The organism is Bacillus salipaludis (assembly GCF_004358205.1).
In genome coordinates this window covers 1-24,522 of sequence record NZ_SMYO01000002.1, presented here as the reverse complement: position 1 = coordinate 24,522, position 24,522 = coordinate 1, and the positions used below count along the sequence as shown (strand labels likewise).

Here is a 24,522-nt window from a genome sequence, read left to right as displayed (position 1 = left end):
ACAAGGACAAGAAAAACTGCCGCAGGCATAGCAGCAGTTAGTTTATTTTTCCAATATTAACGAGACAATCATACAGCGTACTTCCTAGTTCATTATCGGATGGTCTGCTGGAGGTCAGATTATTAACAGACCCGCCAAATTCTTTCCAAATTCCTTCATCGATATTGATTACATTTGGATGGGATTTTTGTAAAATCGAAACATACCCTTTCACTTCACCACGGTCGTTCCAAATCCGGACATAATCTCCTTCCTCAAGCTGCAAGTGTGTTGCAATATTTTGAGCCACTTCTACTTTCAACTTTGGTGTTTGCTTCCACACCTGATAGTTTTGTGAATGATTGGAACGCAATGGGTGGATCGTCAATAATTGATATGGATATCGATTAGCTAAATCTGGATTGCTCCATTTCGACTCATCCGGTACGGACAACTTTAATAAGCCACTATTACCTTTTAACCTCTCTAAGGTCGAGGTGAATTCAAACTTACCTGAAGGCGTTTTAAATTTACGATCCTGCCATGGTATCATTTTGACCGGCAGTTCTACTGTTTGTTCTTCCTTTAGTTTTTCAATGGTAATCCCTTTTTCTTCTAAAGGTTTAAGGGCCATTGCAAAAAATTGATCCCTTGTTAAATGGAACTCCTCACCGAAGCCGAGTCTTTCAGCTAATTGGGTCCAAATCCACAGATCTGACTTCGCTTCCCCGGGAGCGTCAACAAGCTTCGGACCGTAATTCACGTAATGATGGTACATAGAGGAATAATAAAAATCTTCTTCCTCAAAAACAGTTGTTGTCGGTAACACATAATCCGCTAGTTTAGCTGTGTCCGTCATAAATTGTTCAATCACGACAAGTGTTGGAACAGAGGCAAAAGCTTTAGAAACCGTATTAGAATCCGGAACCTGTGTCAACGGATTCCCACAGGTAACGACAATCATTTGAATGGCGGGGTTTTTTGCCGTTAGAATTTCCTCCGCCTGCTTCATAATCGGAAACTGTCGGTGCTGTTGTTTTCGGTCAGCAAGGGTCAGTTCATCAAAGGCAAAGCTTTGACCCACTTGACGATTCGCATAGTTGGCACCGCCTCCAGCTATTCCAATATTACCGCTAATGGCGACAAGTGCATCAATTAACCGAACCGAATTACCTCCATTTTCATACCTTTGCATTCCAAGCCCCATAAACACAGCTGTTGGTTTATCCGCAAATACCTTTGCTAACCTGGTCATCACCTCGATTGGTACCTCGGTCATTTTGCTTAGTTTTTCTAAAGTAATACCATTAAGAAGCACGAGTACATCATCAAACCCATATGTGAAACTGTCGATGAATTTGCGGTCTTCTAAGCTTAATCTAAGGATTTCTTTCATAATACCGGCAGCGAGGAGGCCATCCATTCCGGGCTTTATCGAAATATATTCATCGGCCATTTTTGCCGTCGCGTTATAAATTGGGTCAATCACAAATACCTTCGCACCCTGCTTTTTTGCTTCCTGCAATTTTTCAAAAAAATGCATATTGGTGCGTGTGACATTTCTGCCCCAAATGACAATGTTTTTACTGTTTAATACATCATTGGGTTCATGGCTCCATGCTTCACCAAAATCCCAGCCCTGGGCTTCAATTCCTGCCCCCCAACAGAGAGAACCTACAATTTCCGTAACTCCTCCATAGCAGTTAAAAAATCGTTGATCAAGGTTCTTTAGAATCCCGTTATTGGCGTAATCATGGCTGTGAAATACAGCTTTAGACCCATAGGTCTCTTTAATATCCTTTAATTTATTTGAAATTTCATCAAGTGCCTGTTTCCAAGAAATCTGTTGGAATTCACCATTTATTTTTTTCAAGGGATATAATAAGCGCTGCGGTGAGTTTGTCCTTGTTTCCAGCATCCTTCCGCGCCCGCAAATTTTCCCTTTTGTAATGGGATGGGCTGGGTCTCCGTCCACCTTGATGACTTTATTTTCTTCAATTGTCACATGGAAGCCGCAGCTATCCCAGCAATTCAACGGACAAGCCGATTGATAAACTTTTGCCAAACTATCCACCCCCAATTTATCTCTTTATCTTATAGATTAATATAACAAAAAAAAGAAGCATGAACTATTCCTCATGCTTCACCAAAATTTTCTTCATTTTACGGGAAAACTCTTTTCTTGGGATTAATACGCTGTGCCCGCAGCCTTCACATTTAATCCTTACATCCATTCCCATTCGGATAATTTTCCAACGATTGGTTCCGCATGGATGCTGCTTTTTCATTTCGACCACATCATTGAGGGCAAATTCCTTTTGCTCCATGTTTTAATACTCCTTTCCTTATTTCTTAGGCTCTGTACTATTTGAATAGGCAACAAGTTTAGGAAGGGGAATTTCAATTCCATGCTGATCCAATAAGAGCTTGATTTCCTTGCGAATCATTCTTGATATATAGACTTGCTTCATTGGCAGAGTTTCTGCCACTATTCTTAAAATTACCTCTGTTGAGCTCATATTTTGAATTCCCAAAAGCTCTGGCGTTTTAATTATATCTTCATAATGGTCCGGTAATGTCTCTAGCAGCTCTCCAATGACTTGCTCCGCCTTTTCAACATCTTCCCCATATGCAATGGCCACGTCTACAACAGCCACACTATTATTAATTGAAAAATTGGTCACCTGAGTAATACTTCCATTTGGGAGGATATGAACTTCACCTGTCCAGCTTTTAATTTTCGTCGTTCTTAATCCTATCGTTTCGACATTCCCTTCAAATTCTCCTACTCGGATATGATCTCCAACGGCAAATTGGTCTTCGAAGATAATAAAAAAGCCTGAAAGAATATCTTTAACAAGACTTTGTGCCCCAAAACCAACGGCTAGTCCGACAATCCCAGCTCCGGCAAGCAGCGCTTTCACATCAATCGTTAACACGGAAAGAATCATCAAAAATGAAATAAAGTAAACCACATAAGAAAGAACGCTATCCAGAAGCCTTGAAAGTGTTTCTTCCCTGCGCTCAACCGTCCTGAATGGTGAACGATTGCGAATTTTAAAGATATTATGAATCATGACTTTGCCAATTCGAATTAAAATATTAGAAATGATTAAAATGGCAATGATTTTAATTAGGCCTTCACCCATTGTAAGCCATGTATCTTCATTTTGAAATTTATCAATAATCTTTTGCATACCTTTTTCAGTAAAACTCATCTATACACCTACCTAACTTCCATCATCCATCTATTTTAACAAGTTTTCATTTTTTATTATAGTCTTGAGTTTCAAAAGGATTTTGCATTCTTCCATGTATAGAATTCCCAAAAAATCCGTATACTAATAAAAATATATTGTCAAGATTTTGGAGGGGACTTAATGAATCTCAAAGCAGGTTTTTTTGATCGGAAAGCCAAAACTCGTATATGCTATGATGATTTCCATGCAGCGGAAAACCTTGCTGAGGAATTACGTTTAAAAATTCCTGTTTCGTCAGAACGTCCCATTGTGTTTGTATGTATCGGCACGGACCGTTCGACAGGAGATTCCTTAGGTCCTCTTGTAGGAAGCCTGTTAGAGGAGAAGAACCTTCAATCCTTTTACGTTTACGGAACATTAGATGAACCGATTCATGCCGTAAATCTTAAAGAAAAATTAACTGAAATTCAAAATAAGCATGACAACCCATTTATTATTGGAATTGATGCCTGCCTTGGCCGTATTAAAAATGTTGGTGTGATCCAGCTTGGAGACGGACCTGTTAAACCAGGCGCAGGCGTGAACAAAGAGCTTCCTGCAGTTGGAGAGTTACATATTACCGGAATTGTCAATGTAAGCGGGTTTATGGAGTTTTTCGTTTTGCAAAATACACGATTAAATCTTGTTATGAAAATGGCAAAGACGATTGCAGGTGGGATCTATCAAGCGAGTCTTCCTAATCCAAAGGACAGCTGGAATGAGGTCAATTGGGAGTGGGAAGAAGAACAAACAAAAGCAATCGGTGATTAATAGCCGATTGCTTTTTAAAATGGATTAAAAGAAATGATGATAATTATATAGTACTGTAACGATCACTCCTGTTACGAGAATACCAGGGAGGAGGTTAGCAACTTTAATTTTTATCATACCAGTAAGATTTAAGCCAATAGCAAAAATCATCACCCCACCCGTCGCTGTCATTTCAACAATAAATTGATCCATTAAGGCCTGCGGCACAAAACGGTCAATTTGGGTGGCAAACAAGGCAATAAGCCCTTCATAAAGCAGGACCGGAACTGCCGAAAATAAAACACCAATTCCAAGTGTTGTCGTTAAAATCAGAGCAGTAAATCCATCAATAATCGATTTGGTGTACAGGACATCGTGATCCCCGCGGATTCCGCTGTCAAGTGCCCCAATAATTGCCATTGCCCCAATCACAAAGATTAAGGTTGCCGTTACAAACCCTTCAGAGATACTTCCTTTTCCATTAGAGCCCACCTTGCTCTCCAGCCAATGCCCTAAATCATTCAGCTTTTCTTCTAATTTAAAAAGCTCCCCAATTACAGCACCTATAACGAGACTTAAAATCACGATTAAGAAATTTTCACTTTTTAAGCCCATCTGCAGCCCCAGTACCATGACAGACAATCCAATCGCATACATAACGGTTGTCTTCATACTCTCTGGAATCCGGTTTAATAGTTTTCCAAGAAGACTTCCAATAATAATTAATGCACCATTTACAAGCGTTCCTAATAAAAACATTTACTGATTCCCCTATTATTCGTCTCTCGAAGTATTTAATAATAATAAATTATCATATTTTATTTTGAAATGAAAGATATTTAAAATCATTCTCAAATACAATATGTTGAATATATTAATAACTAACTTTCAATATATTGTATTGGTAAAAAAATAAACCATCTATTGATGGTTTAGACAGAGGATTCTTGGTCAAGAATTTCAAGGATGCGTTCCAAATCCTCTTGTGAGAAGAATTCAATTTCAATTTTCCCTTTATTTTTTGAATGCTTAATATTAACTGTGGTGCCAAACCGCTCACGAAGAAAATGCTCACGTTCCTGTAAAAAAACATCCTTTTTCTTTTCAGGCTTTTTTGTTTCACGTGAAACATTATCATTTAATTGTTGAATGAGTTTTTCAAGCTGGCGTACGTTTAAGCCTTCATTTATTACCTTTTCAACTAAAATCGGGAGCTTCTCCTTTTGACGTAGACCAAGTAAGGCACGGCCATGCCCCATGGAGATTTTTCCATTTGAAATTAACTCTTGAATTTTAGCCGGGAGGGAGAGGAGGCGGACATGGTTCGCCACATGTGGACGGCTTTTTCCTAATCGCTTAGCTACCTCTTCTTGTGTCAGTTTTAACTTTTCCATTAAGGTTTGATAAGCGATTGCTTCTTCAATTGGGCTTAAATCTTCCCGTTGAAGATTTTCAATTACAGCCAATTCCATCATTTGCTGCTCTGACAATTCGCGGACAACGGCAGGTACCGCTTGAAGCTTTGCTTCTTTTGCCGCCCTGAAACGTCTTTCGCCCACGACAATTTCATAGCCTTTAATGCTTTTCCTGACGACAAGAGGCTGGAGGATGCCATGTTCTAAAATGGATGCCTTTAATTCATCTATGGCCTCTTGTTGGAAGGTTTTCCGAGGTTGATACGGATTGGGACGCAATTCTTTCAATTTTATCTCTTGGACCGCTTCACCTTTATTAACCTCCATATTAGGAAAAAATGCATCAAGTCCTTTTCCTAATCCTTTAGCCATGTGAGACCACTTCCTTTGCCAAATCTAAATATACTTCGGCACCACGGGATCTAGCATCATAAGTGATAATGGGTTCTCCGTGGCTTGGCGCTTCACTTAGTCGTACATTTCTTGGAATAATCGTTTTATAGACCTTGTCCTGAAAATACTTCTTCACTTCTTCAATTACTTGTATCCCCAGATTTGTGCGGGCATCCAGCATCGTTAATAAAACACCTTCAATTTTCAAATCCTGATTTAAGTGCTTTTGAACAAGCCTAACGGTATTTAAAAGTTGGCTTAGCCCTTCCAATGCATAATACTCACACTGCACGGGAATTAACACTGCGTCAGAGGCTGTTAAGGCATTAATAGTTAGTAATCCGAGGGATGGCGGACAATCAATAATAATATAGTCAAATTGATCCTTTACGTCACCAAGAGCACGTTTTAGTCTGACTTCGCGTGAAATGGTTGGTACTAACTCAATTTCCGCACCCGCGAGTTGAATGGTTGCTGGTACAGCATATAAATTTTCAACAGACGATGGCTTTATGACATTCTTCACTTCAACGTCATCGACTAAAACATCATATATACACTGCTCTACCTCTGCCTTTTCAATTCCGATACCGCTTGTTGCATTTCCTTGCGGGTCAATGTCTACTAAAAGTACTCTTTTCCCTATGTATGCTAAGCAGGCGCCTAGGTTGACAGAGGTAGTCGTTTTGCCGACTCCGCCTTTTTGATTCGCGATTGCAATAACTTTGCCCACAATGTCACCTACCCTTTTTCCTAAATTCTTACTTATATTCTATCAAATATTCATCTATTAAACTGCTAATTTGCCATTACAAAGAAAATGACTATTTGCCATTTTCAAAAACAAAATGGCCATGGTAACTATTTTATCACGAAATAGATTTGTTTTTGTTTTTTTTCGAAAAATATTCATGCAATGGATTATTTCAATAAATACCATTATCATCCATTTAGAAGGATAATGACCCACTTAAATAAAAGGCTGTAATAAACTTGTCTGTTGATTTCCGCTCCAATCAACAGGGTTAAATAATCAACAATATCCTTTAACACTGCCAAATAAAAAAAGACCAAACAATTATTGTTTGGTTCATCTGTTATCTATTTTATTTTTTCTTCGGAATTCGAATGGTGAATTGGTAGAATTCATCAAACTCTTCTTCCTCCGCATTAAGATCTATTCCACTATCTGAAACCATCGATAAGGATTGCCTAATTGTATTTACGGCAATTCGCATATCCTTACTGAATGCTTTCCTTTTTGGCTTAGGCTTTTGATTTTTTTGTTCAAGCAGTTTGACAACGCGGTCCTCGGTTTGCTTTACATTTAAGTTTTTCTCCATTATTTCCTGTAAAAGCAGGACCTGTTTCTCAGGATTCTTCAAAGGAATCAACGCACGGGCATGACGCTCCGTTATAATTTTATTTAATAATGCTTCCTGAATCTCCTGTGGCAACTTGAGCAGCCGAAGCTTGTTCGCTACGGTCGATTGTCCTTTCCCAAGACGCTGTGCGAGAGCCTCTTGGGTTAAATTATGAAGCTCCAGCAGTTTGCCATATGCAATCGCCTCTTCAATCGGTGACAACTCTTCCCGCTGCAGATTCTCAATTAAGGCAACAGAAGCTGTTTCAGTATCGGACATATTCTTAACAATCGCCGGAACCTCATCCCATCCCAGCTTTTTCATGGCACGCCAGCGCCGCTCACCGGCAATAATTTCGTACCGATCTTTGTCAAATTGTCTTACAACAATTGGCTGGATGATTCCATGAATATGAATGGTTCGTGACAATTCCTCAATTTTTTCATCATCAAAAACCGTCCGGGGCTGGAAACGATTTGGAAAGATATTGTCAATTGGAATCTTCTTGATTTCTTCATTTCTATCAATTTCGATTTCTTTCTCAAGTTCTAGGTCTTGTTCTCCCTTTTCGCCAAGACCAAAAAAGCGTGTAAACGAATGCCTCATCCCCAACACCACCTTTACGAAACTCCCTATTATTTATTCTCTATTCGAATAATATCTTCCTGCCACTCAAGGGTATTTTTCAAAAATTGATTCTTTCCATTTCTTATTACTCAATCGGCATTTTACCAGGGGTACCTGGCTTACGCGGGTATTTCCTTGGCGTTTGTTTCTCTTTCTTAATGATCAAAATATTCCGTTCACTTTCTTCAATTGGTAATGTAAATGTAAACACCTTTTCCAATTTTCCGCCGAGGGTTGAAATGGCCTTTTGGCCAGCTTCTAATTCATCATTGGCATGTGCAGCCTTCATTGCGATAAAATGGCCATCCACTTTCACAAGCGGCAAACATAGCTCGCTTAAAACAGACATTCTGGCAACTGCTCTTGCCGTAACAACATCAAACGATTCCCGATAATTTGGATTCACTCCAAATGTTTCGGCGCGGTCATGGATAAATTGAACATTTTCTAATTTAAGTACACTTGCCAAATGGTTTAAAAATGAGATTCGCTTGTTGAGTGAATCAACAATAGTGATCTCTATTTGCGGAAAAGCAATTTTTAAAGGAATGCTCGGAAATCCGGCACCCGCCCCGACATCACAAAGATGAAAGGGTTTTGTAAAATCAAAATAAAAGCCCGCAGTTATGGAGTCGTAAAAATGTTTTAAATACACATCGGCTTTATCCGTGATGGCTGTCAAATTCATTTTTTCGTTCCACTCAACAAGGGTTTCGTAATATATTTCAAATTGCTCCAACTGCCTTGAGGAGAGGGTAATTCCCTTTTCCCCCAGCATGGATTCAAATTGTTCAACATTCATGTAAATATTCCTCGCTGTCTAGCTCCAGCGCCCTTGACCAAGGCGCTTCGGCATTTCTAATTTGAAACCCTAGCGATCCTGCCCTGTTCTAAATAAACAAGCAGAATGGAAATATCAGCAGGGTTTACCCCGGAAATTCTTGATGCTTGGGCAATCGATAACGGTTTAATTTTTTTCAATTTTTGTCTCGCTTCTGTTGCCAATCCGTTAATCGCATCATAATCAATATTTTCAGGAATTTTCTTATTCTCCATTTTCTTTAAGCGGTCAACCTGCTGAAGTGATTTTTCAATATAGCCCTCATATTTAATTTGGATTTCGACTTGTTCTTTAATTTCAGTATCCAAAGTAACATCACTAGGAGTAAGACCCTCAATATGTTCATAGGACATTTCGGGACGTTTTAACAGGTCAGATGCACGAATACCATCTTTTAGTTCACTGCCGCCCTGGCTTTTAATTAGATCCTGAACTTCCTTTGAAGGTTTGATGATTGATGACCATAATCGTTTCTTTTCAAGTTCAATCGCTTCTTTTTTAGCTAAGAAATGCTGATATCGTTCCTCACGGATTAGTCCAATTTCATGGCCAACTTCCGATAACCTCAAGTCAGCATTATCGTGGCGTAAAAGAAGACGATATTCTGCCCGTGATGTAAGCAGACGATATGGTTCATTCGTCCCCTTGGTAATGAGATCATCAATTAAAACACCAATATACGCATCCGAGCGGCTTAACACTAATTGCTCCCGGCCTAAAGCATTGAGTCCGGCATTAATTCCTGCCATGAGTCCTTGACCAGCTGCTTCTTCATACCCAGAAGTCCCATTAATTTGGCCAGCCGTGTAAAGATTTTTGACAATCTTTGTTTCGAGTGTCGGCCAAAGCTGTGTTGGCACAATGGCGTCATATTCGATGGCATAACCTGAGCGCATCATTTGAACATTTTCAAGACCAGGTATGGTTTTTAAGATTTGCTGTTGGACATCTTCCGGCAGACTTGTTGATAATCCCTGGACATATACTTCTTGTGTATTTCTTCCTTCCGGCTCAAGGAAAATTTGATGGCGCGGTTTGTCATTAAAGCGTACGACCTTATCCTCAATGGATGGGCAATAACGCGGTCCTGTCCCCTTAATCATTCCAGAATACATCGGTGAGCGATGGAGATTCTGATCGATTAATTGGTGGGTTTGTTCATTCGTATATGTTAACCAGCATGGAAGCTGGTCGGTAATGTATTGGGTTGTTTCATATGAAAAAGCTCGAGGTTGTTCGTCCCCAGGTTGAATCTCTGTTTTGTTGTAATCAATCGTATGGCTGTTAACCCTTGGCGGTGTCCCCGTTTTAAAACGAACAAGTTCAAAACCAAGCTCTTCTAGATGCTCTGATAGCTTAACAGCAGGCTGCTGGTTGTTTGGACCACTTGAATACTTTAATTCACCAAGGATGATTTCGCCGCGAAGGTAGGTACCAGTCGTAATTACCACTGTTTTCGCACGGTAAGTTGCACCTGTTTTCGTAACGGCGCCAACAACAGCACCGTCTTCGACAACCAGACGTTCAACCATTCCCTGTAAAAGAGTTAAATTCGATTCATTTTCAAGCGTGTTTTTCATTTCATGTTGATAGGCAAATTTATCAGCCTGTGCCCTGAGTGCCCTTACTGCAGGACCTTTCCCTGTATTCAACATCCTCATTTGAATATAGGTTTTATCAATATTTTTACCCATTTCCCCGCCAAGTGCATCGATTTCACGCACCACAATCCCTTTTGCTGGTCCGCCAACAGAAGGATTGCATGGCATGAAGGCCACCATATCGAGATTAATGGTAATCATTAATGTTTTTGCGCCAAGCCGTGCAGCCGCAAGGCCGGCCTCACAGCCCGCATGACCTGCACCGACGACAATGACGTCGTAACTTCCTGCTTCGTATTGCATTAAAAGTTCCTCCAATTTCCGAATGTCTCGGAATGTAAAAAAGTTTATTTCTAATTTTTACTTCCCTAAACAGAACTGTGAAAATAGCTGATCAATTAGGCTTTCATGGACACTATCGCCAATGACTTCCCCAAGCAGTTCCCAGACCCTTGTTAAATCAATCTGAACGATATCAATCGGAGTCCCCATCTCGACTCCGTCAATAGCTTCCTCTATCGAATGTAATGCCTGATTCAATAAAGCGATATGACGGCTGTTTGAAACATAGGTCATATCCCCGGCTTCAATTGAGCCGGCAAAAAATAATGAAGAGATAGCCTCTTCCAATTCGTCAACCCCACGGTCTTCAAGAAGAGAAGTTGTCACGAGCCTATGGCTTGCAGCCAGATCCTTAACCCGATCCAAATCAATTTTCTGCGGAAGGTCAGTTTTGTTAACAATGACAATCACATCCATATCTTCAACAGCCTTAAATAGATTTTCATCCTCCATTGTTAACTCATCAGAATAATTTAAAACGAGCAAGATTAAATCTGCCTCTCGTAAAACTTGTCGGGAACGTTCAACCCCAATCCGTTCAACAATATCTTCAGTCTCCCTGATTCCCGCAGTATCTAAAAGTCTTAACGGTACACCTCTTACGTTAACATATTCTTCAATGACATCACGTGTTGTCCCTGGAATATCCGTGACAATTGCTTTATTTTCATGAACCAAACTATTTAATAACGAAGATTTACCTACGTTTGGACGGCCAACAATAACCGTTGATAGGCCTTCACGTAAAATTTTCCCCTGCTGAGAGGTTTGCAAAAGCTTCATAATTTCTTCCCGTACATAAGCCGCTTTTTCCTTCAGCATTTTATGAGTCATTTCCTCGACATCATCATATTCAGGATAATCAATATTCACTTCCACATGGGCAAGTATTTCTAAAATCTCCTGGCGCAAACCGCGAATCAATCGCGATAATCTTCCTTCCATTTGCCCTAATGCAACGTTCATCGCCCGATCCGTTTTTGCCCGAATTAAATCCATAACTGCTTCTGCCTGCGATAAATCAATGCGCCCATTTAAGAAGGCCCGCTTCGTAAATTCACCCGGTTCAGCAAGCCGTGCTCCATTATTTAATATAAGCTGCAACACACGGTTTACAGAAACGATTCCACCGTGGCAATTAATTTCAACTACATCCTCTTTTGTAAAGGTTTTTGGCCCCTTCATAAGCGAAACCATTACTTCTTCCACCACTTGTCCATTTTTCGGATCAATTAGATGGCCATAATGAATCGTATGGGAAGCCATATCAATCAGCCTTTTCCCGCTGATACTTTTAAAAACCTTATCAGCAATTTTAAAGGCATCATCACCACTTAATCGTACAATTGCGATTGCACCCTCACCCATCGGTGTTGAAATCGCCGCAATCGTATCAAACTCCATTGTATTCACCTCTCTTACTTGCAAAAAATAATCTATAGAAGAAATGATATTTTGCTCCAAATTAATAGAATATCACATCAGTTTCAGTTAAAAAAGCAATCATAATTATCCACAACGACAGTTATTATCTTATATTTTAACTTATCCACATGTGAATAACAATAAAACAAACATTTTCATAAAAAAAGTTACGCACAGGATTTTAAAAACAGGTAATAGGAATTAGAGAATAAAAAAATGCACTTTATCGATTTGATAAAGTGCCTTTTTCTTTTTATTTAGATGGAGTAATAACAATGTACCGATGTGGTTCAGATCCATCTGAAAATGTCTTAACCCGTTTATTTTCAGATAACGCAGAATGAATAACTTTGCGTTCATAGGATGGCATCGGCTCCAAGGCCACGTCTTTCCCCGTTTTTACGGCCTTTTGAGCAAGACGATGAGCTAATTGAATCAACGTCTCATTCCTGCGGTTTCGGTAGTCTTCAGCATCCAAAATAACGGTCAAATATCGATTGGACGAACGATTGATGACAAGCTGAGTCAAATACTGCAAAGAATTTAAGGTTTGTCCTCTTTTTCCGATTAATAGAGCAATCTTTTCCCCTGTTAAAACAAAATTAACTTGTTTTCCTTCACGTTTTACTTCAATTTCAACCGGTGCTCCCATTTGTTCACTGATGCTTTTCAGGAAATTTTGGGCTTCCTCAATTGGATCAATGATTACGGTAACTTTTACCACTGCTGGGCGTGAACCAAAAATACCAAAGATCCCTTTTTTTCCCTCATCGATAATGTCGATTTCTGCGCGGTCCTTCGTTGTTTGTAATTGAGCTAAAGCTGATTCTACTGCTTCTTCGACATTTTGTCCTGTAGCAGTTACCTGTTTCACTTCTTTGCTCCCCCCGCATTGCCCGTGGATTGCGCCTTAAGTTCCGGGCCTTTTATAAAATAGGTTTGAACAATCATAAAAATATTTCCGACTACCCAGTACAACGAAAGTGCAGCTGGAAAGTTAAATGCAAAAATGACAATCATAATCGGCATCATCCAAACCATCATCGCCATTTGTGGATTTTGATTTTCTGTACCGGCCATCATCATTTTTTGCTGGATAAACGTCGTAATCCCTGCAACGATCGGTAAAATATAATAAGGATCCTTTTCTCCCAAGTCAAACCATAAAAAACTGTCCTGAGCGATTTCCCTTGTTCTCGAGATTGCATGATAGAAACCAATTAAAATCGGCATTTGAATGATTAATGGAAAACATCCGGCCATCGGGTTTACACCGTTTTTTTGGAAAAGTGCCATTGTTTCCTGCTGTAATTTTTGTTGTGTCTTTTGATCTTTAGAGCTGTATTTTTTTCTAAGTTCCGTTAACTGCGGCTGAAGTGCCTGCATCGCCTTCGAGCTTCTTGTCTGCTTAATCATAAGCGGCAAAATAACCAGGCGGATGAGGATGGTTACAACAATAATCGATAATCCAAAGCTTCCGCCAAGCAAATGAGCCACTTCTTTAATAAACCAAGATAATGGATATACAATGTATTGATTCCAAAACCCTGTACTTTCTGATGTGATCGGCTGCTTAATCTGACTGCATCCCGTTAAGAACAGGAATAAAGAAAGCATCCCCGACAAAAGTAATATTCTTTTTTTCAACCAAATTTCCCTCCTTGTCCAAGATATAAATATTTAATAAAAAAATGTTATTTATGTATATTTTTACTTATAAGTATTTTACCATTTTCCTGTATAAAATGTCTTATTACAAAGTAAAAAAGGGAAATACTCACCTTTATGTCCTTTTAACGTTTCTTTAAAACCTTTCCCACCTTTAAAACATGCGTTAAGCTCTTTTTTACTTCAAAGAAGTCCATTTCCGCTGCAGGTTTTCTCGCGATAATGATGTAATCATTTTCTGCATGGAGCTGATCCTTTAATTCAAAAATTGCCTGTCGAATATATCGTTTTATTTGGTTTCTGGTAACGGCATTTCCAATTTTTTTGCTGACCGACAAGCCAATTCGAAAATTTTCCTGGCCCTCTTTTCTTAATGAGTAGACAACAAATTGTCGATTTGCAAAGGAAACCCCCTTTTGAAAGGCTTCTTGAAACTCTTTATTTTTTTTGACCCTTAATTCCTTCTTCATCAAAACACCCTCAGTCTGAATAGTCTCAGTAATATTTTTCCCCTTAAATTAGAAAAAAGACCACTGAGACGTTTCAGTGGTCTAAGCTGATAATACTTTTCTTCCTTTTAGACGACGGCGAGCAAGAACTTTACGTCCGTTTGCTGAGCTCATACGACTGCGGAAACCGTGAACTTTACTATGCTTACGTTTATTTGGTTGATATGTTCTTTTCATTATATGACACCTCCCTGAGGAATAGCTATCAAGCTTAATGCCTTTGACAGTCTTATTTATTATAAAGAGGTCTACATAAGATTGTCAACCACCCTCCAGCTATTGTTCCTTATTTCCAATTTTTTTATCATACATGATTTTGCCGTTTTTTTTTAAAACTAAACTCAAGGGATCAGTTTATCCTCATATTTTTCTCTTGTGGATAAGTAATCGACAGTTTTTTTGCACCTTTCACAAGTTATCGACAGTTTTTTCACAAAGCCAATACTTGTGGACAATTTTTACCCACAGGACACACCTCTTGTGGATAAACTACGAAAAAGCATTGCACCTCTTGCTATTATTTGATATTATATTTGTGTTTTCACTCTGAATAACTTTGTCCTAATTTATCTTTATCCACAATTTGTGGATATCTTGTGGATAGGTTGTTCAAGCGTACTGCAGAAACTTGTCCACAGGAAGTGGATATTGTCGAAACTCCACTTTATTTCCTTATTATATATTTTTCCACAACCACTGTTTCGTATATTTATAAATTAATAGATTGTACAGCTTGTATAACTTGGTTTTTCACGGAACTTTCGGGGCTAGACTTTATTATTTAAAGTGAAGTTACACGATTTATCATTTTGAAAAGGAGGGGAAACTCGTTGGAAAATATTGCGGATCTTTGGAATGCAGCGCTGGCTAATATAGAGAAAAAAATCAGCAAGCCTAGCTTTGATACCTGGCTAAAGTCGACAAAGGCTCATTCCCTACAAGGAAATCTCCTTGTAATCACAGCACCGAATGAATTTGCGCGTGATTGGCTCGAGGAGCGCTATTCCCAGTTAATCGCAGGTATTCTCTATGAAATTACTGGAGAAGAGCTATCTGTGAAATTTATTATTCCGCATAATCAAAATGAGGAAGAAATGGATGTACCAGCGCCTCCAAAAAAGGCAAAAAAAGAAGAAGATCAAAATGACTTTCCGCAAAACATCTTAAATCCTAAGTACCTTTTTGATACGTTCGTAATCGGTTCAGGAAACCGTTTTGCTCATGCAGCATCGCTCGCTGTAGCTGAAGCACCGGCAAAGGCCTATAATCCTTTATTTATATACGGTGGAGTAGGATTGGGTAAAACCCACTTAATGCATGCGATTGGCCATTATGTATTGGATCATAATCCATCGGCAAAAGTCGTTTATTTATCATCAGAAAAATTTACAAATGAATTTATAAACTCGATTCGTGACAATAAAGCTGAAAGCTTTCGAAATAAATATCGAAATGTTGATGTCCTGCTAATAGATGATATTCAATTTTTGGCTGGAAAAGAATCAACCCAAGAGGAATTCTTCCATACTTTTAATGCTCTTCACGAGGAAAGCAAACAAATTATTATTTCAAGTGACCGTCCGCCAAGAGAAATTCCAACCTTGGAAGACCGTCTGCGTTCACGTTTTGAATGGGGGCTCATTACCGATATTACACCGCCTGATCTCGAAACAAGGATTGCCATCCTCCGCAAGAAAGCAAAAGCAGAAGGATTGGATATTCCGAATGAGGTCATGCTTTACATCGCCAATCAAATTGATTCAAACATCCGTGAACTCGAAGGTGCGCTTATTCGAGTTGTCGCTTATTCATCATTAATTAATAAGGATATCAATGCAGACTTAGCAGCAGAAGCATTGAAGGACATCATTCCAAGCTCAAAACCGAAGGTGGTTACCATTCTTGATATTCAAAGAATTGTCGGTGAACAGTTTGGCGTTAAACTGGAGGATTTTAAAGCAAAAAAACGGACTAAGTCAGTTGCTTTCCCGAGGCAAATTGCGATGTATTTATCACGGGAATTAACGGACCACTCCCTCCCAAAAATAGGAGAAGAGTTTGGCGGCAGAGATCATACTACCGTCATCCATGCCCATGAGAAAATTTCAAAAATGCTGCAGAGTGATTCACAGCTGCAAAAGCAAATGAAAGAATTAAATGAACTGTTAAAGGTTTAAATTACTCGGTTAATTATGTGAATAACTTTTACCCATTCATGCACAGTCTGTCCACATGTGGATAGGCTGTGTTTCCTTTGATAAAATAGGGTTATCCACATATCAACAGGCCCTACTAGTACTTCTACTATTTTTTTAAAAAATATTATTATATGTTATCGTCATTAAAAATATGCTTAATCGGAGGAATTTCTAAAATGAGATTTATCATTCAACGGGACCGCCTCGTTCAAAGTGTTCAAGATGTGATGAAGGCAGTCACTTCCAGGACAACCATTCCAATCTTAACGGGAATTAAAATTACTGCTGCAGAGGAAGGGGTTACCCTAACAGGAAGCGACTCTGATATATCGATTGAATCTTTTATTCCAAAAGAGGAAGCTGAGGATGAAATCGTTGAGATCCTACAAACCGGGGCCATTGTTTTGCAAGCAAAGTTTTTTAGTGAGATTGTAAAGAAGCTCCCGACAGATACTGTTGAAATTGAAGTACTTGGTTCGCTGCAAACGGTTATTCGTTCAGGAAAATCTGAATTTAACTTAAATGGTCTTGATGCAGAGGAATATCCACATCTTCCGCAAATTGAGGAAAATAATAAATTCCATATTGCAACAGATCTATTAAAAGCAATGATCAGGCAAACAGTTTTCGCTGTGTCCACCTCAGAAACACGCCCCATCTTGACAGGTGTAAACTGGAAGATCGAAAATGGGGAGTTAACCTGTATTGGTACAGATAGCCACCGCTTGGCATTAAGGAAAGTAAGAATTGAAGCAGAAAATAGTGAAACCTATAATGTGGTAATCCCAGGGAAGAGTTTGAATGAATTAAGTAAGATTATTGATGATTCCAATGAATTAATTGACATAGTGATAACAGAAAATCAAATTTTGTTTAAAGCGAAACATTTATTGTTCTTCTCAAGACTGTTAGAAGGTAACTATCCAGATACTTCCCGACTAATTCCAAATGAAAGCAAAACGGATGTAACTGTAAATACAAAGGCATTCTTACAGGCTATTGATCGTGCGTCTTTGCTTGCTCGTGAAGGTAGAAATAATGTTGTTAAATTCACAACAAATGAGGGAGGAATCATCGAAGTTTCTTCTAATACACCTGAGGTTGGTAAGGTCGTCGAAGAGATTCAAAGCCAATCGATTGAAGGCGAAGAATTAAAAATTTCCTTTAGTGCAAAATATATGATGGATGCGTTAAAAGCATTGGAGGGTACTGATATTTGTATCAGTTTTACCGGAGCGATGCGCCCATTCCTGATTCGCCCGCTTCATGACGAAACAACTCTGCAACTAATTTTACCGGTAAGAACGTACTAAAAATACCTAAGTACTGGATCTGGATCCTTTTCAAAGTCCAGGATGAACTTTCATAAAAAAGTATAGAGCTGCCACAATAAATGGCAGCTTTTTTAGATTTTTTTGTATCTAACTGATTTTTTTAGTAAAATAAAGTATTGAGACCATTTTTTGAAAAGAGTGATTAATTATGTCTGCCAAAATAGAAATAGATACAGAATTTATTACATTAGGGCAATTTCTTAAATTAGCGGATGTGATCCAAACCGGTGGAATGGCAAAATGGTTTTTAAGTGAGCATCAAATTATTATCAATGGTGAACAAGATCAAAGAAGAGGAAGAAAACTTCGTCAAGGGGACAAAGTGGAAATACCCGGATTCGGAGAATTCCTTATTACGGAAAAATAGAGGATGTTACGTTCATGTATATTGAACAATTAGCCTTAAAAGATTATCGGAACTATGAAACATTATCCGTTGAATTTGAAAATAAAGTAAATGTTATCTTGGGTGAAAATGCCCAAGGGAAGACCAATGTAATGGAGTCCATCTATGTTTTAGCCATGGCTAAATCCCATCGGACCTCAAATGACAAAGATCTTATTCGTTGGGATCAAGAGTATGCTAAAATAGAGGGTAGAATCCAAAAACAGTATAGTTCTTTGCCTCTGCAACTGGTGATCTCCAAAAAGGGGAAAAAGGCAAAGTGCAATCACATTGAACAACAGAAATTGAGTCAATATGTCGGGAACCTTAATGTCGTTATGTTTGCGCCAGAGGATTTAAACTTGGTAAAGGGCAGTCCACAGGTAAGAAGGCGCTTTATAGATATGGAAATTGGTCAGGTATCACCAGTCTATTTACATGATATGAGTCAATATCAAAAAATACTTCAACAGCGGAATCATTTTTTAAAAATGATGCAAATAAAAAAGCAGTCTGACCAAACAATGCTCGAAATATTAACGGAACAGTTTATTGAAACAGCGGTAAAAATTATTAATAAGCGATTTGAGTTCCTGCAGCTGCTTCAAAAGTGGGCAGAGCCTATCCATAGCGGCATCTCTAGAGGGCTAGAAACGCTTAAAATTGAGTACAAACCATCAGTGGATGTATTAGAAGGCCAAGATTTGTCGAAAATGGTAGCATCCTTTGAGGAAAAATTCAACAAGGTTAAAACAAGAGAGATAGAACGCGGGACAACTTTGTTTGGTCCCCATCGTGACGATCTATTGTTTTTCGTCAATAATCGGGATGTGCAAACCTTCGGATCACAGGGGCAGCAGCGGACAACCGCTCTTTCTGTTAAACTTGCCGAAATTGAATTAATTCATTCACAGATTGGCGAGTTTCCAATCTTACTCCTTGATGATGTGTTATCAGAATTAGATGACTATCGTCAGTCACATCTGCTAAATACCATTCAAGGAAGGGTTCAGACCTTTGTAACAACGACAAGTGTTGATGGAATTCACCATCAAACATTAAAAGATGCTTCAACATTTGAAGTAGAATCCGGTGTGATCAAGAAAGTGGATTGAGGTGGGAGTGTGTATATTCATATTGGGGAGGATTTAAATATCAGGGCAAGGGACATTATATCTATTCTAGATAAAGAGAGTGCAAAATCTTCTGTGATGGTAGAGGAGTTTTTACACCAGCATGAAGATAAAGTCATTAACCTTTCAAAAAACCCCTTTAAGTCGGTTGTAATAACATCCGACAAAATTTATTTATCCCCTATTGCTTCCGGGACCTTAAAGAAACGTTCAAGTCAAAAGAATTTATCGGATTAATAAATTACGAATAAATAATCTTCTAGCTTTTAAATAGATTGACTTTGTAAGAAAGTGCAGGTGAAAAGCTTTGACAATGGAACAAAACACAGTTCAAGAACAAGCATATGAAGCTGACCAGATACAAGTATTAGAAGGACTCGAGGCTGTTCGAAAAAGACCGGGGATGTATATTGGTTCGACAAGCGGAAAAGGCCTCCATCATCTTGTTTGGGAGATCGTTGATAATAGTATTGATGAGGCTTTGGCGGGATATTGTACTGAAATTAATGTCATCATTGAAAAAGATAACAGTATTACCGTAAAGGATAATGGCCGGGGAATCCCTGTTGGAATCCAGGAAAAAATGGGAAGGCCTGCTGTTGAAGTTATCATGACGGTACTTCACGCCGGAGGGAAATTTGGCGGCGGCGGATACAAGGTATCAGGAGGACTACATGGTGTAGGTGCTTCCGTTGTAAATGCGCTGTCAACGGAACTTGAGGTTTTTGTTCATCGGGACGGTCATATTCACTATCAAAAGTATGAACGCGGAGTTCCAGTTGCCGATTTAAAGATCATTGGGGAAACCGATATAACCGGTACAATTACACGTTTTAAACCGGACGGAGAAATTTTTACCGAAACATTGGAATACGATTACGATACCCTCGCAACACGGATTCGTGAGCTTGCTTTCCTTAACAGGGGCTTAAGAATAACCATTGAGGATAAACGTGTTGAAAATAAAAAGAGTGAATACCATTATGAAGGCGGTATTAAATCGTATGTTGAACATTTAAACCGCACAAAGGAAGTCATTTTTGAAGACCCAATTTATATCGAGGGTGAACGTGACGGAATTAGTATCGAAGTGGCCCTTCAATATAATGAGGGATATACAGAGAGTATCTACTCCTTTGCAAACAATATTCATACTTACGAAGGCGGAACACATGAGTCAGGCTTTAAAACCGCTTTGACGAGGGTTATAAATGATTATGCTCGGAAAAATAGTTTAATTAAAGAGGCAGATGCCAATCTTTCAGGTGAAGATGTTCGGGAAGGTCTAACAGCTATAGTTTCGATTAAGCACCCTGATCCGCAATTTGAAGGGCAAACCAAAACCAAGCTTGGCAACTCTGAAGTAAGAGCTATTACAGATGCCTTATTTGCAAGCCATTTCGATAAGTTTCTTATGGAAAACCCTATAGTAGCGAAGAAAATTGTTGAAAAAGGTTTAATGGCGGCTAGAGCAAGACTAGCGGCAAAAAAGGCGAGGGAATTAACAAGACGTAAGAGTGCTTTAGAAGTATCCAGTTTACCTGGGAAATTAGCGGATTGTTCTTCAAAGGATCCTTCAGAGAGTGAATTATATATTGTTGAGGGTGACTCAGCGGGTGGTTCAGCGAAGCAAGGTCGTGACCGTCATTTCCAGGCAATTTTACCTTTAAAAGGGAAAATCCTTAATGTTGAGAAGGCACGCCTTGATAAGATTCTCTCTAATAATGAGGTACGGGCCATGATAACCGCCATAGGAACTGGAATTGGGGAAGACTTTGACATTTCAAAAGCACGTTACCATAAAGTTGTTATTATGACAGATGCAGACGTCGATGGTGCACATATTCGTACACTAATTCTAACGTTCTTTTACCGGTATATGAGGCAAATTCTGGAAGCGGGTTATGTCTTTATCGCCCAACCACCTTTATATAAGGTACAACAAGGTAAACGAGTCGAGTATGCTTATAATGATAAAGAATTGGAAAAGGTTTTTGCAGTGCTGCCAAGTGCACCGAAGCCGAATGTCCAACGTTACAAAGGTTTAGGAGAAATGAATCCGGAACAGCTATGGGAAACCACAATGGATCCTGCTAATCGCAGCATGCTTCAAGTAAATCTTGAGGATGCGATAGAAGCAGATGAAACCTTTGAAATGCTTATGGGTGAAAAGGTAGAACCGCGCCGTAATTTTATTGAAGAAAACGCAAAATACGTTAAGAATTTAGATATCTAAACAGCTCCAGCGCCTCGATGGATTGCAATAAGACAATAAGAAAAGAAAGCAACATGCTAGATTGATTAAAAGGGTAGAGGGGTGACCACTATCCTCCTTTTTTCGTTTACCTGCCTATCAGCGTGAACGTTTTAAGGCTATTTTCACCCCGAATAGGAGGTTTTCAAAAAATGTCTGAAACATCAAATCCTCAAATTAAAGAAATAAATATTAGTCAGGAGATGAGGTCATCTTTCCTTGACTATGCAATGAGTGTTATTGTTTCCCGTGCACTTCCAGATGTTCGTGATGGGCTGAAACCGGTACATCGCCGTATACTTTATGCAATGCATGATCTTGGGATCCACGCGGACAAACCCTATAAAAAATCAGCCCGTATCGTTGGTGATGTAATCGGTAAATATCATCCACACGGTGATTCAGCTGTTTATGAAACAATGGTTCGGATGGCCCAGGATTTTAACTATCGCTATATGCTTGTTGACGGCCACGGAAACTTTGGTTCGGTAGACGGCGACGCGGCTGCAGCGATGCGTTATACAGAATCAAGAATGTCTAAAATCTCTATGGAATTATTACGAGATATCAACAAAGATACGATTGATTATCAGCCAAACTATGATGGCGAAGAAAAAGAACCAGTAGTTTTGCCTGCTAGATTTCCTAATTTATTAGTGAACGGTACAACGGGAATTGCAGTTGGTATGGCTACCAATATCCCTCCTCACCAGCTTGGAGAAGTCATTGATGGGGTGTTAGCTGTCAGTCATGATCCAGAAATAACGACCCAAGAATTAATGGAAATCATCCCCGGACCTGATTTTCCAACAGGAGGTATTATTCTTGGACGAAGTGGAATCCGTAAAGCATACGAAACTGGCAGAGGTTCTATCACTCTCCGTGCAAAAGTAGAAATTGAACAAAAATCAAATGGTAAAGAAGTTATCATTGTTAATGAGTTACCATACCAAGTAAATAAAGCAAGGCTAATTGAAAAAATTGCTGAATTGGCCCGTGATAAAAAAATTGAAGGGATAACAGACCTAAGGGATGAATCCGACCGCAGAGGGATGCGTATTGTTATTGAGGTTCGTAAGGATGCAAACGCAAACGTTCTTCTAAATAACTTATATAAACAAACCGCACTGCAAACTAGCTTTGGTATCAATACCTTGGCCCTGGTAGACGGACATCCGAAGGTATTGAATCTTAAACAATGTTTAGTTTATTATCTAGATCACCAAAAGGTAGTTATTCGCCGCAGAACTGAATTTGAATTACGCAAGGCAGAAGCGCGTGCTCATATTTTAGAAGGATTGCGTATTGCCCTAGATAACTTAGATGCGGTAATTAACTTAATTCGCAGCTCGCAAACAACGGAAATTGCCCGGGAAGGCTTAATGACTCAATTTAACCTTTCTGAAAAGCAAGCTCAAGCTATTTTAGATATGCGTTTGCAACGTCTAACAGGGTTAGAAAGAGAAAAGATTGAGGAAGAATATCAGGGTTTAGTTAAGCTCATTGCGGAATTAAAGGCAATTTTAGCAGATGAAGAGAAGGTTCTAGAAATTATCCGTGAGGAACTACTAGAAATTAAAGAACGTTTCAATGATACACGCCGTACCGAGATTGCCACAGGCGGAATTGAAAATATTGAGGATGAGGATTTAATCCCAGTTGAAAATATTGTCATTACCTTAACACATAATGGCTATATTAAACGCCTTCCTGTCTCAACTTACCGTGCCCAAAAACGGGGCGGCCGTGGTATTCAGGGAATGGGAACGAATGAAGATGATTTTGTTGAACATCTCATTACTACATCCACACATGATACGATTCTCTTCTTTACAAACAAAGGAAAGGTATACCGATCAAAAGGATATGAAATTCCGGAATACAGCCGGACGGCTAAAGGAATTCCAATTATTAACCTGCTCGGTGTGGAAAAAGGAGAATGGGTGAATGCAATCATCCCTGTTGAGGAGTTTGTAGATGATTGGTTCTTGTTCTTTACAACAAAAGAAGGAATCTCAAAACGATCACCATTAACATCGTTTGCTCATATCCGTAATAATGGCCTGATTGCTTTAAATTTAAGGGAGGGCGACGAACTTATTTCAGCGCGCTTAACTGATGGTAATAAGCATATTATCATCGGAACTCAAAAAGGGATGCTCATCCGTTTCCCTGAAACTGATGTAAGGTCAATGGGCAGAACAGCCACAGGGGTAAAAGGAATTACCTTAGACAGTGACGATGAAGTTGTTGGTATGGAAGTGTTAGAAGAGAATAACGATATCCTGATTGTAACCAAAAATGGTTATGGAAAACGTACTCCAGCCGCTGAATACCGTATCCAGGGCAGAGGTGGGAAAGGTATTAAGACTTGCCATATTACCGAGAAAAATGGTGATCTTGTCTCGATGAGAGCCGTAACCGGTGAAGAAGATCTAATGCTCATTACCACCGGCGGTGTCCTAATCCGTACTGACGTTGGTGGTATTTCTACAATGGGACGAAATACGATTGGTGTAAAGTTAATCAGTATGAGAGAAGATGAACATGAATTTGTTGCGACCGTAGCGAAGGTTGAAAAAGAAGAAGAAGAAGAAACCCCTGAAGATGCCAATGAAAGTGCAGCTGAAGCGAACCATGAAATGAATGAGAATGCATCTGAAGAAGTTCAGCCGATTAAAGAAGAAGAGGAATAATAATAAAAAAAAGAGGAACAAATAATGTTCCTCTTTTTTTATTTTAACCTTGATTCATTAGGGAGAACCTGATATAATCATTTAGGTCGACATAAGAACTTTGTCTTCCGAAAAGAAAAAGATAAAAAAGTTGTTGATAATATACTGGATATGTGGTATATTAATAAAGTCGCTTTTGAGTGACGGAGAGAAATTGATCTTTGAAAACTAAACAAACAAAAACGTCAACAAACAATAATATTCATTTCTTTTGAAATGAAGCCAACGTAACATTCGAGCTAAATCAACTTTCTTGGAGAGTTTGATCCTGGCTCAGGACGAACGCTGGCGGCGTGCCTAATACATGCAAGTCGAGCGAATCAATAGGAG

The 24,522-nt window shown here is 39.1% G+C and carries 22 protein-coding genes and 1 rRNA gene; 9 read left to right on the top strand and 14 right to left on the bottom strand.

Annotation, left to right across the window (positions count from 1 at the left end; all coding sequences use genetic code 11):
• Positions 1-37: 37 nt before the first annotated feature.
• The 3 genes from E2K98_RS02870 to E2K98_RS02860 form a co-directional block, all read right to left on the bottom strand.
• Positions 38-2,044 (bottom strand): molybdopterin-dependent oxidoreductase, encoded by a 2,007-nt coding sequence (locus E2K98_RS02870; RefSeq protein ID WP_133332799.1) that lies wholly within the window; start codon positions 2,042-2,044, stop codon positions 38-40.
• A gap of 64 nt (positions 2,045-2,108) precedes the next feature.
• Complete coding sequence (locus tag E2K98_RS02865; protein ID WP_133332798.1) at positions 2,109-2,306, bottom strand: DUF951 domain-containing protein; 198 nt, start codon at positions 2,304-2,306, stop codon at positions 2,109-2,111.
• An 18-nt stretch (positions 2,307-2,324) separates the two neighbouring features.
• The gene (locus E2K98_RS02860) at positions 2,325-3,197 is read right to left on the bottom strand and encodes a mechanosensitive ion channel family protein (RefSeq protein ID WP_133332797.1); all 873 of its coding nucleotides are present in this window, start codon (positions 3,195-3,197) and stop codon (positions 2,325-2,327) included.
• Between the two features lie 162 nt (positions 3,198-3,359).
• On the opposite strand from E2K98_RS02860, the gene yyaC reads away from it, so the two are divergent.
• Positions 3,360-3,989, top strand: coding sequence for a spore protease YyaC (yyaC, locus tag E2K98_RS02855; RefSeq protein WP_133332796.1), 630 nt, complete (start codon positions 3,360-3,362; stop codon positions 3,987-3,989).
• Between the two features lie 24 nt (positions 3,990-4,013).
• On the opposite strand, the gene E2K98_RS02850 is transcribed toward yyaC, so the two are convergent.
• The 11 genes from E2K98_RS02850 to rpmH all read right to left on the bottom strand — a co-directional run bounded on the left by E2K98_RS02850 (position 4,014) and on the right by rpmH (position 14,330).
• Positions 4,014-4,727, bottom strand: a complete 714-nt coding sequence (locus E2K98_RS02850) for a DUF554 domain-containing protein (protein WP_133332795.1) — start codon at positions 4,725-4,727, stop codon at positions 4,014-4,016.
• 173 nt (positions 4,728-4,900) lie between these two features.
• A complete protein-coding gene (locus E2K98_RS02845) occupies positions 4,901-5,755 on the bottom strand; it encodes a ParB/RepB/Spo0J family partition protein (protein ID WP_026573822.1) in 855 nt (284 codons plus the stop codon).
• Positions 5,748-6,509: a ParA family protein gene (locus tag E2K98_RS02840; RefSeq protein WP_133332794.1), complete on the bottom strand. Its 762-nt coding sequence runs from the start codon at positions 6,507-6,509 to the stop codon at positions 5,748-5,750. The genes E2K98_RS02845 and E2K98_RS02840 overlap by 8 nt, the downstream gene beginning before the upstream one ends.
• 373 nt (positions 6,510-6,882) lie before the next feature.
• Entirely contained in the window at positions 6,883-7,746 is an 864-nt protein-coding gene (gene noc, locus E2K98_RS02835) for a nucleoid occlusion protein (RefSeq protein ID WP_133332793.1), read from the bottom strand.
• 106 nt (positions 7,747-7,852) lie between these two features.
• Positions 7,853-8,569: a 16S rRNA (guanine(527)-N(7))-methyltransferase RsmG gene (gene rsmG / locus E2K98_RS02830; RefSeq protein WP_133332792.1), complete on the bottom strand. Its 717-nt coding sequence runs from the start codon at positions 8,567-8,569 to the stop codon at positions 7,853-7,855.
• A gap of 56 nt (positions 8,570-8,625) precedes the next feature.
• Positions 8,626-10,512 (bottom strand): tRNA uridine-5-carboxymethylaminomethyl(34) synthesis enzyme MnmG, encoded by a 1,887-nt coding sequence (gene mnmG / locus E2K98_RS02825; protein WP_133332791.1) that lies wholly within the window; start codon positions 10,510-10,512, stop codon positions 8,626-8,628.
• Positions 10,513-10,569: 57 nt separating this feature from the next.
• Positions 10,570-11,955: a tRNA uridine-5-carboxymethylaminomethyl(34) synthesis GTPase MnmE gene (gene mnmE / locus E2K98_RS02820; protein WP_133332790.1), complete on the bottom strand. Its 1,386-nt coding sequence runs from the start codon at positions 11,953-11,955 to the stop codon at positions 10,570-10,572.
• 274 nt (positions 11,956-12,229) lie between these two features.
• Positions 12,230-12,850 (bottom strand): RNA-binding cell elongation regulator Jag/EloR, encoded by a 621-nt coding sequence (jag, locus tag E2K98_RS02815; protein ID WP_133332789.1) that lies wholly within the window; start codon positions 12,848-12,850, stop codon positions 12,230-12,232.
• Positions 12,847-13,593 (bottom strand): YidC family membrane integrase SpoIIIJ, encoded by a 747-nt coding sequence (gene spoIIIJ, locus E2K98_RS02810; protein WP_231510793.1) that lies wholly within the window; start codon positions 13,591-13,593, stop codon positions 12,847-12,849. The genes jag and spoIIIJ overlap by 4 nt, the downstream gene beginning before the upstream one ends.
• 176 nt (positions 13,594-13,769) lie before the next feature.
• The gene (gene rnpA, locus E2K98_RS02805; protein WP_133332788.1) at positions 13,770-14,114 is read right to left on the bottom strand and encodes a ribonuclease P protein component; all 345 of its coding nucleotides are present in this window, start codon (positions 14,112-14,114) and stop codon (positions 13,770-13,772) included.
• A gap of 81 nt (positions 14,115-14,195) precedes the next feature.
• A complete protein-coding gene (gene rpmH / locus E2K98_RS02800) occupies positions 14,196-14,330 on the bottom strand; it encodes a 50S ribosomal protein L34 (protein ID WP_007084526.1) in 135 nt (44 codons plus the stop codon).
• A 653-nt stretch (positions 14,331-14,983) separates the two neighbouring features.
• On the opposite strand from rpmH, the gene dnaA reads away from it, so the two are divergent.
• From dnaA to E2K98_RS02760, 8 genes are all read left to right on the top strand, one after another.
• On the top strand, positions 14,984-16,330 hold the full coding sequence (gene dnaA, locus E2K98_RS02795) for a chromosomal replication initiator protein DnaA (RefSeq protein WP_133332787.1): 1,347 nt from the start codon (positions 14,984-14,986) through the stop codon (positions 16,328-16,330).
• Between the two features lie 197 nt (positions 16,331-16,527).
• The gene (gene dnaN / locus E2K98_RS02790; protein ID WP_133332786.1) at positions 16,528-17,664 is read left to right on the top strand and encodes a DNA polymerase III subunit beta; all 1,137 of its coding nucleotides are present in this window, start codon (positions 16,528-16,530) and stop codon (positions 17,662-17,664) included.
• 169 nt (positions 17,665-17,833) lie between these two features.
• Entirely contained in the window at positions 17,834-18,052 is a 219-nt protein-coding gene (gene yaaA, locus E2K98_RS02785; protein ID WP_026573834.1) for a S4 domain-containing protein YaaA, read from the top strand.
• A gap of 14 nt (positions 18,053-18,066) precedes the next feature.
• The gene (gene recF / locus E2K98_RS02780; RefSeq protein WP_026573835.1) at positions 18,067-19,185 is read left to right on the top strand and encodes a DNA replication/repair protein RecF; all 1,119 of its coding nucleotides are present in this window, start codon (positions 18,067-18,069) and stop codon (positions 19,183-19,185) included.
• A 9-nt stretch (positions 19,186-19,194) separates the two neighbouring features.
• On the top strand, positions 19,195-19,440 hold the full coding sequence (gene remB, locus E2K98_RS02775) for an extracellular matrix regulator RemB (protein WP_133332785.1): 246 nt from the start codon (positions 19,195-19,197) through the stop codon (positions 19,438-19,440).
• A gap of 76 nt (positions 19,441-19,516) precedes the next feature.
• Positions 19,517-21,439, top strand: coding sequence for a DNA topoisomerase (ATP-hydrolyzing) subunit B (gene gyrB / locus E2K98_RS02770; protein ID WP_133333212.1), 1,923 nt, complete (start codon positions 19,517-19,519; stop codon positions 21,437-21,439).
• A gap of 170 nt (positions 21,440-21,609) precedes the next feature.
• Entirely contained in the window at positions 21,610-24,153 is a 2,544-nt protein-coding gene (gyrA, locus tag E2K98_RS02765) for a DNA gyrase subunit A (RefSeq protein ID WP_133332784.1), read from the top strand.
• A 289-nt stretch (positions 24,154-24,442) separates the two neighbouring features.
• Positions 24,443-24,522: ribosomal RNA gene (locus E2K98_RS02760) — 16S ribosomal RNA — on the top strand; the annotation flags it as partial.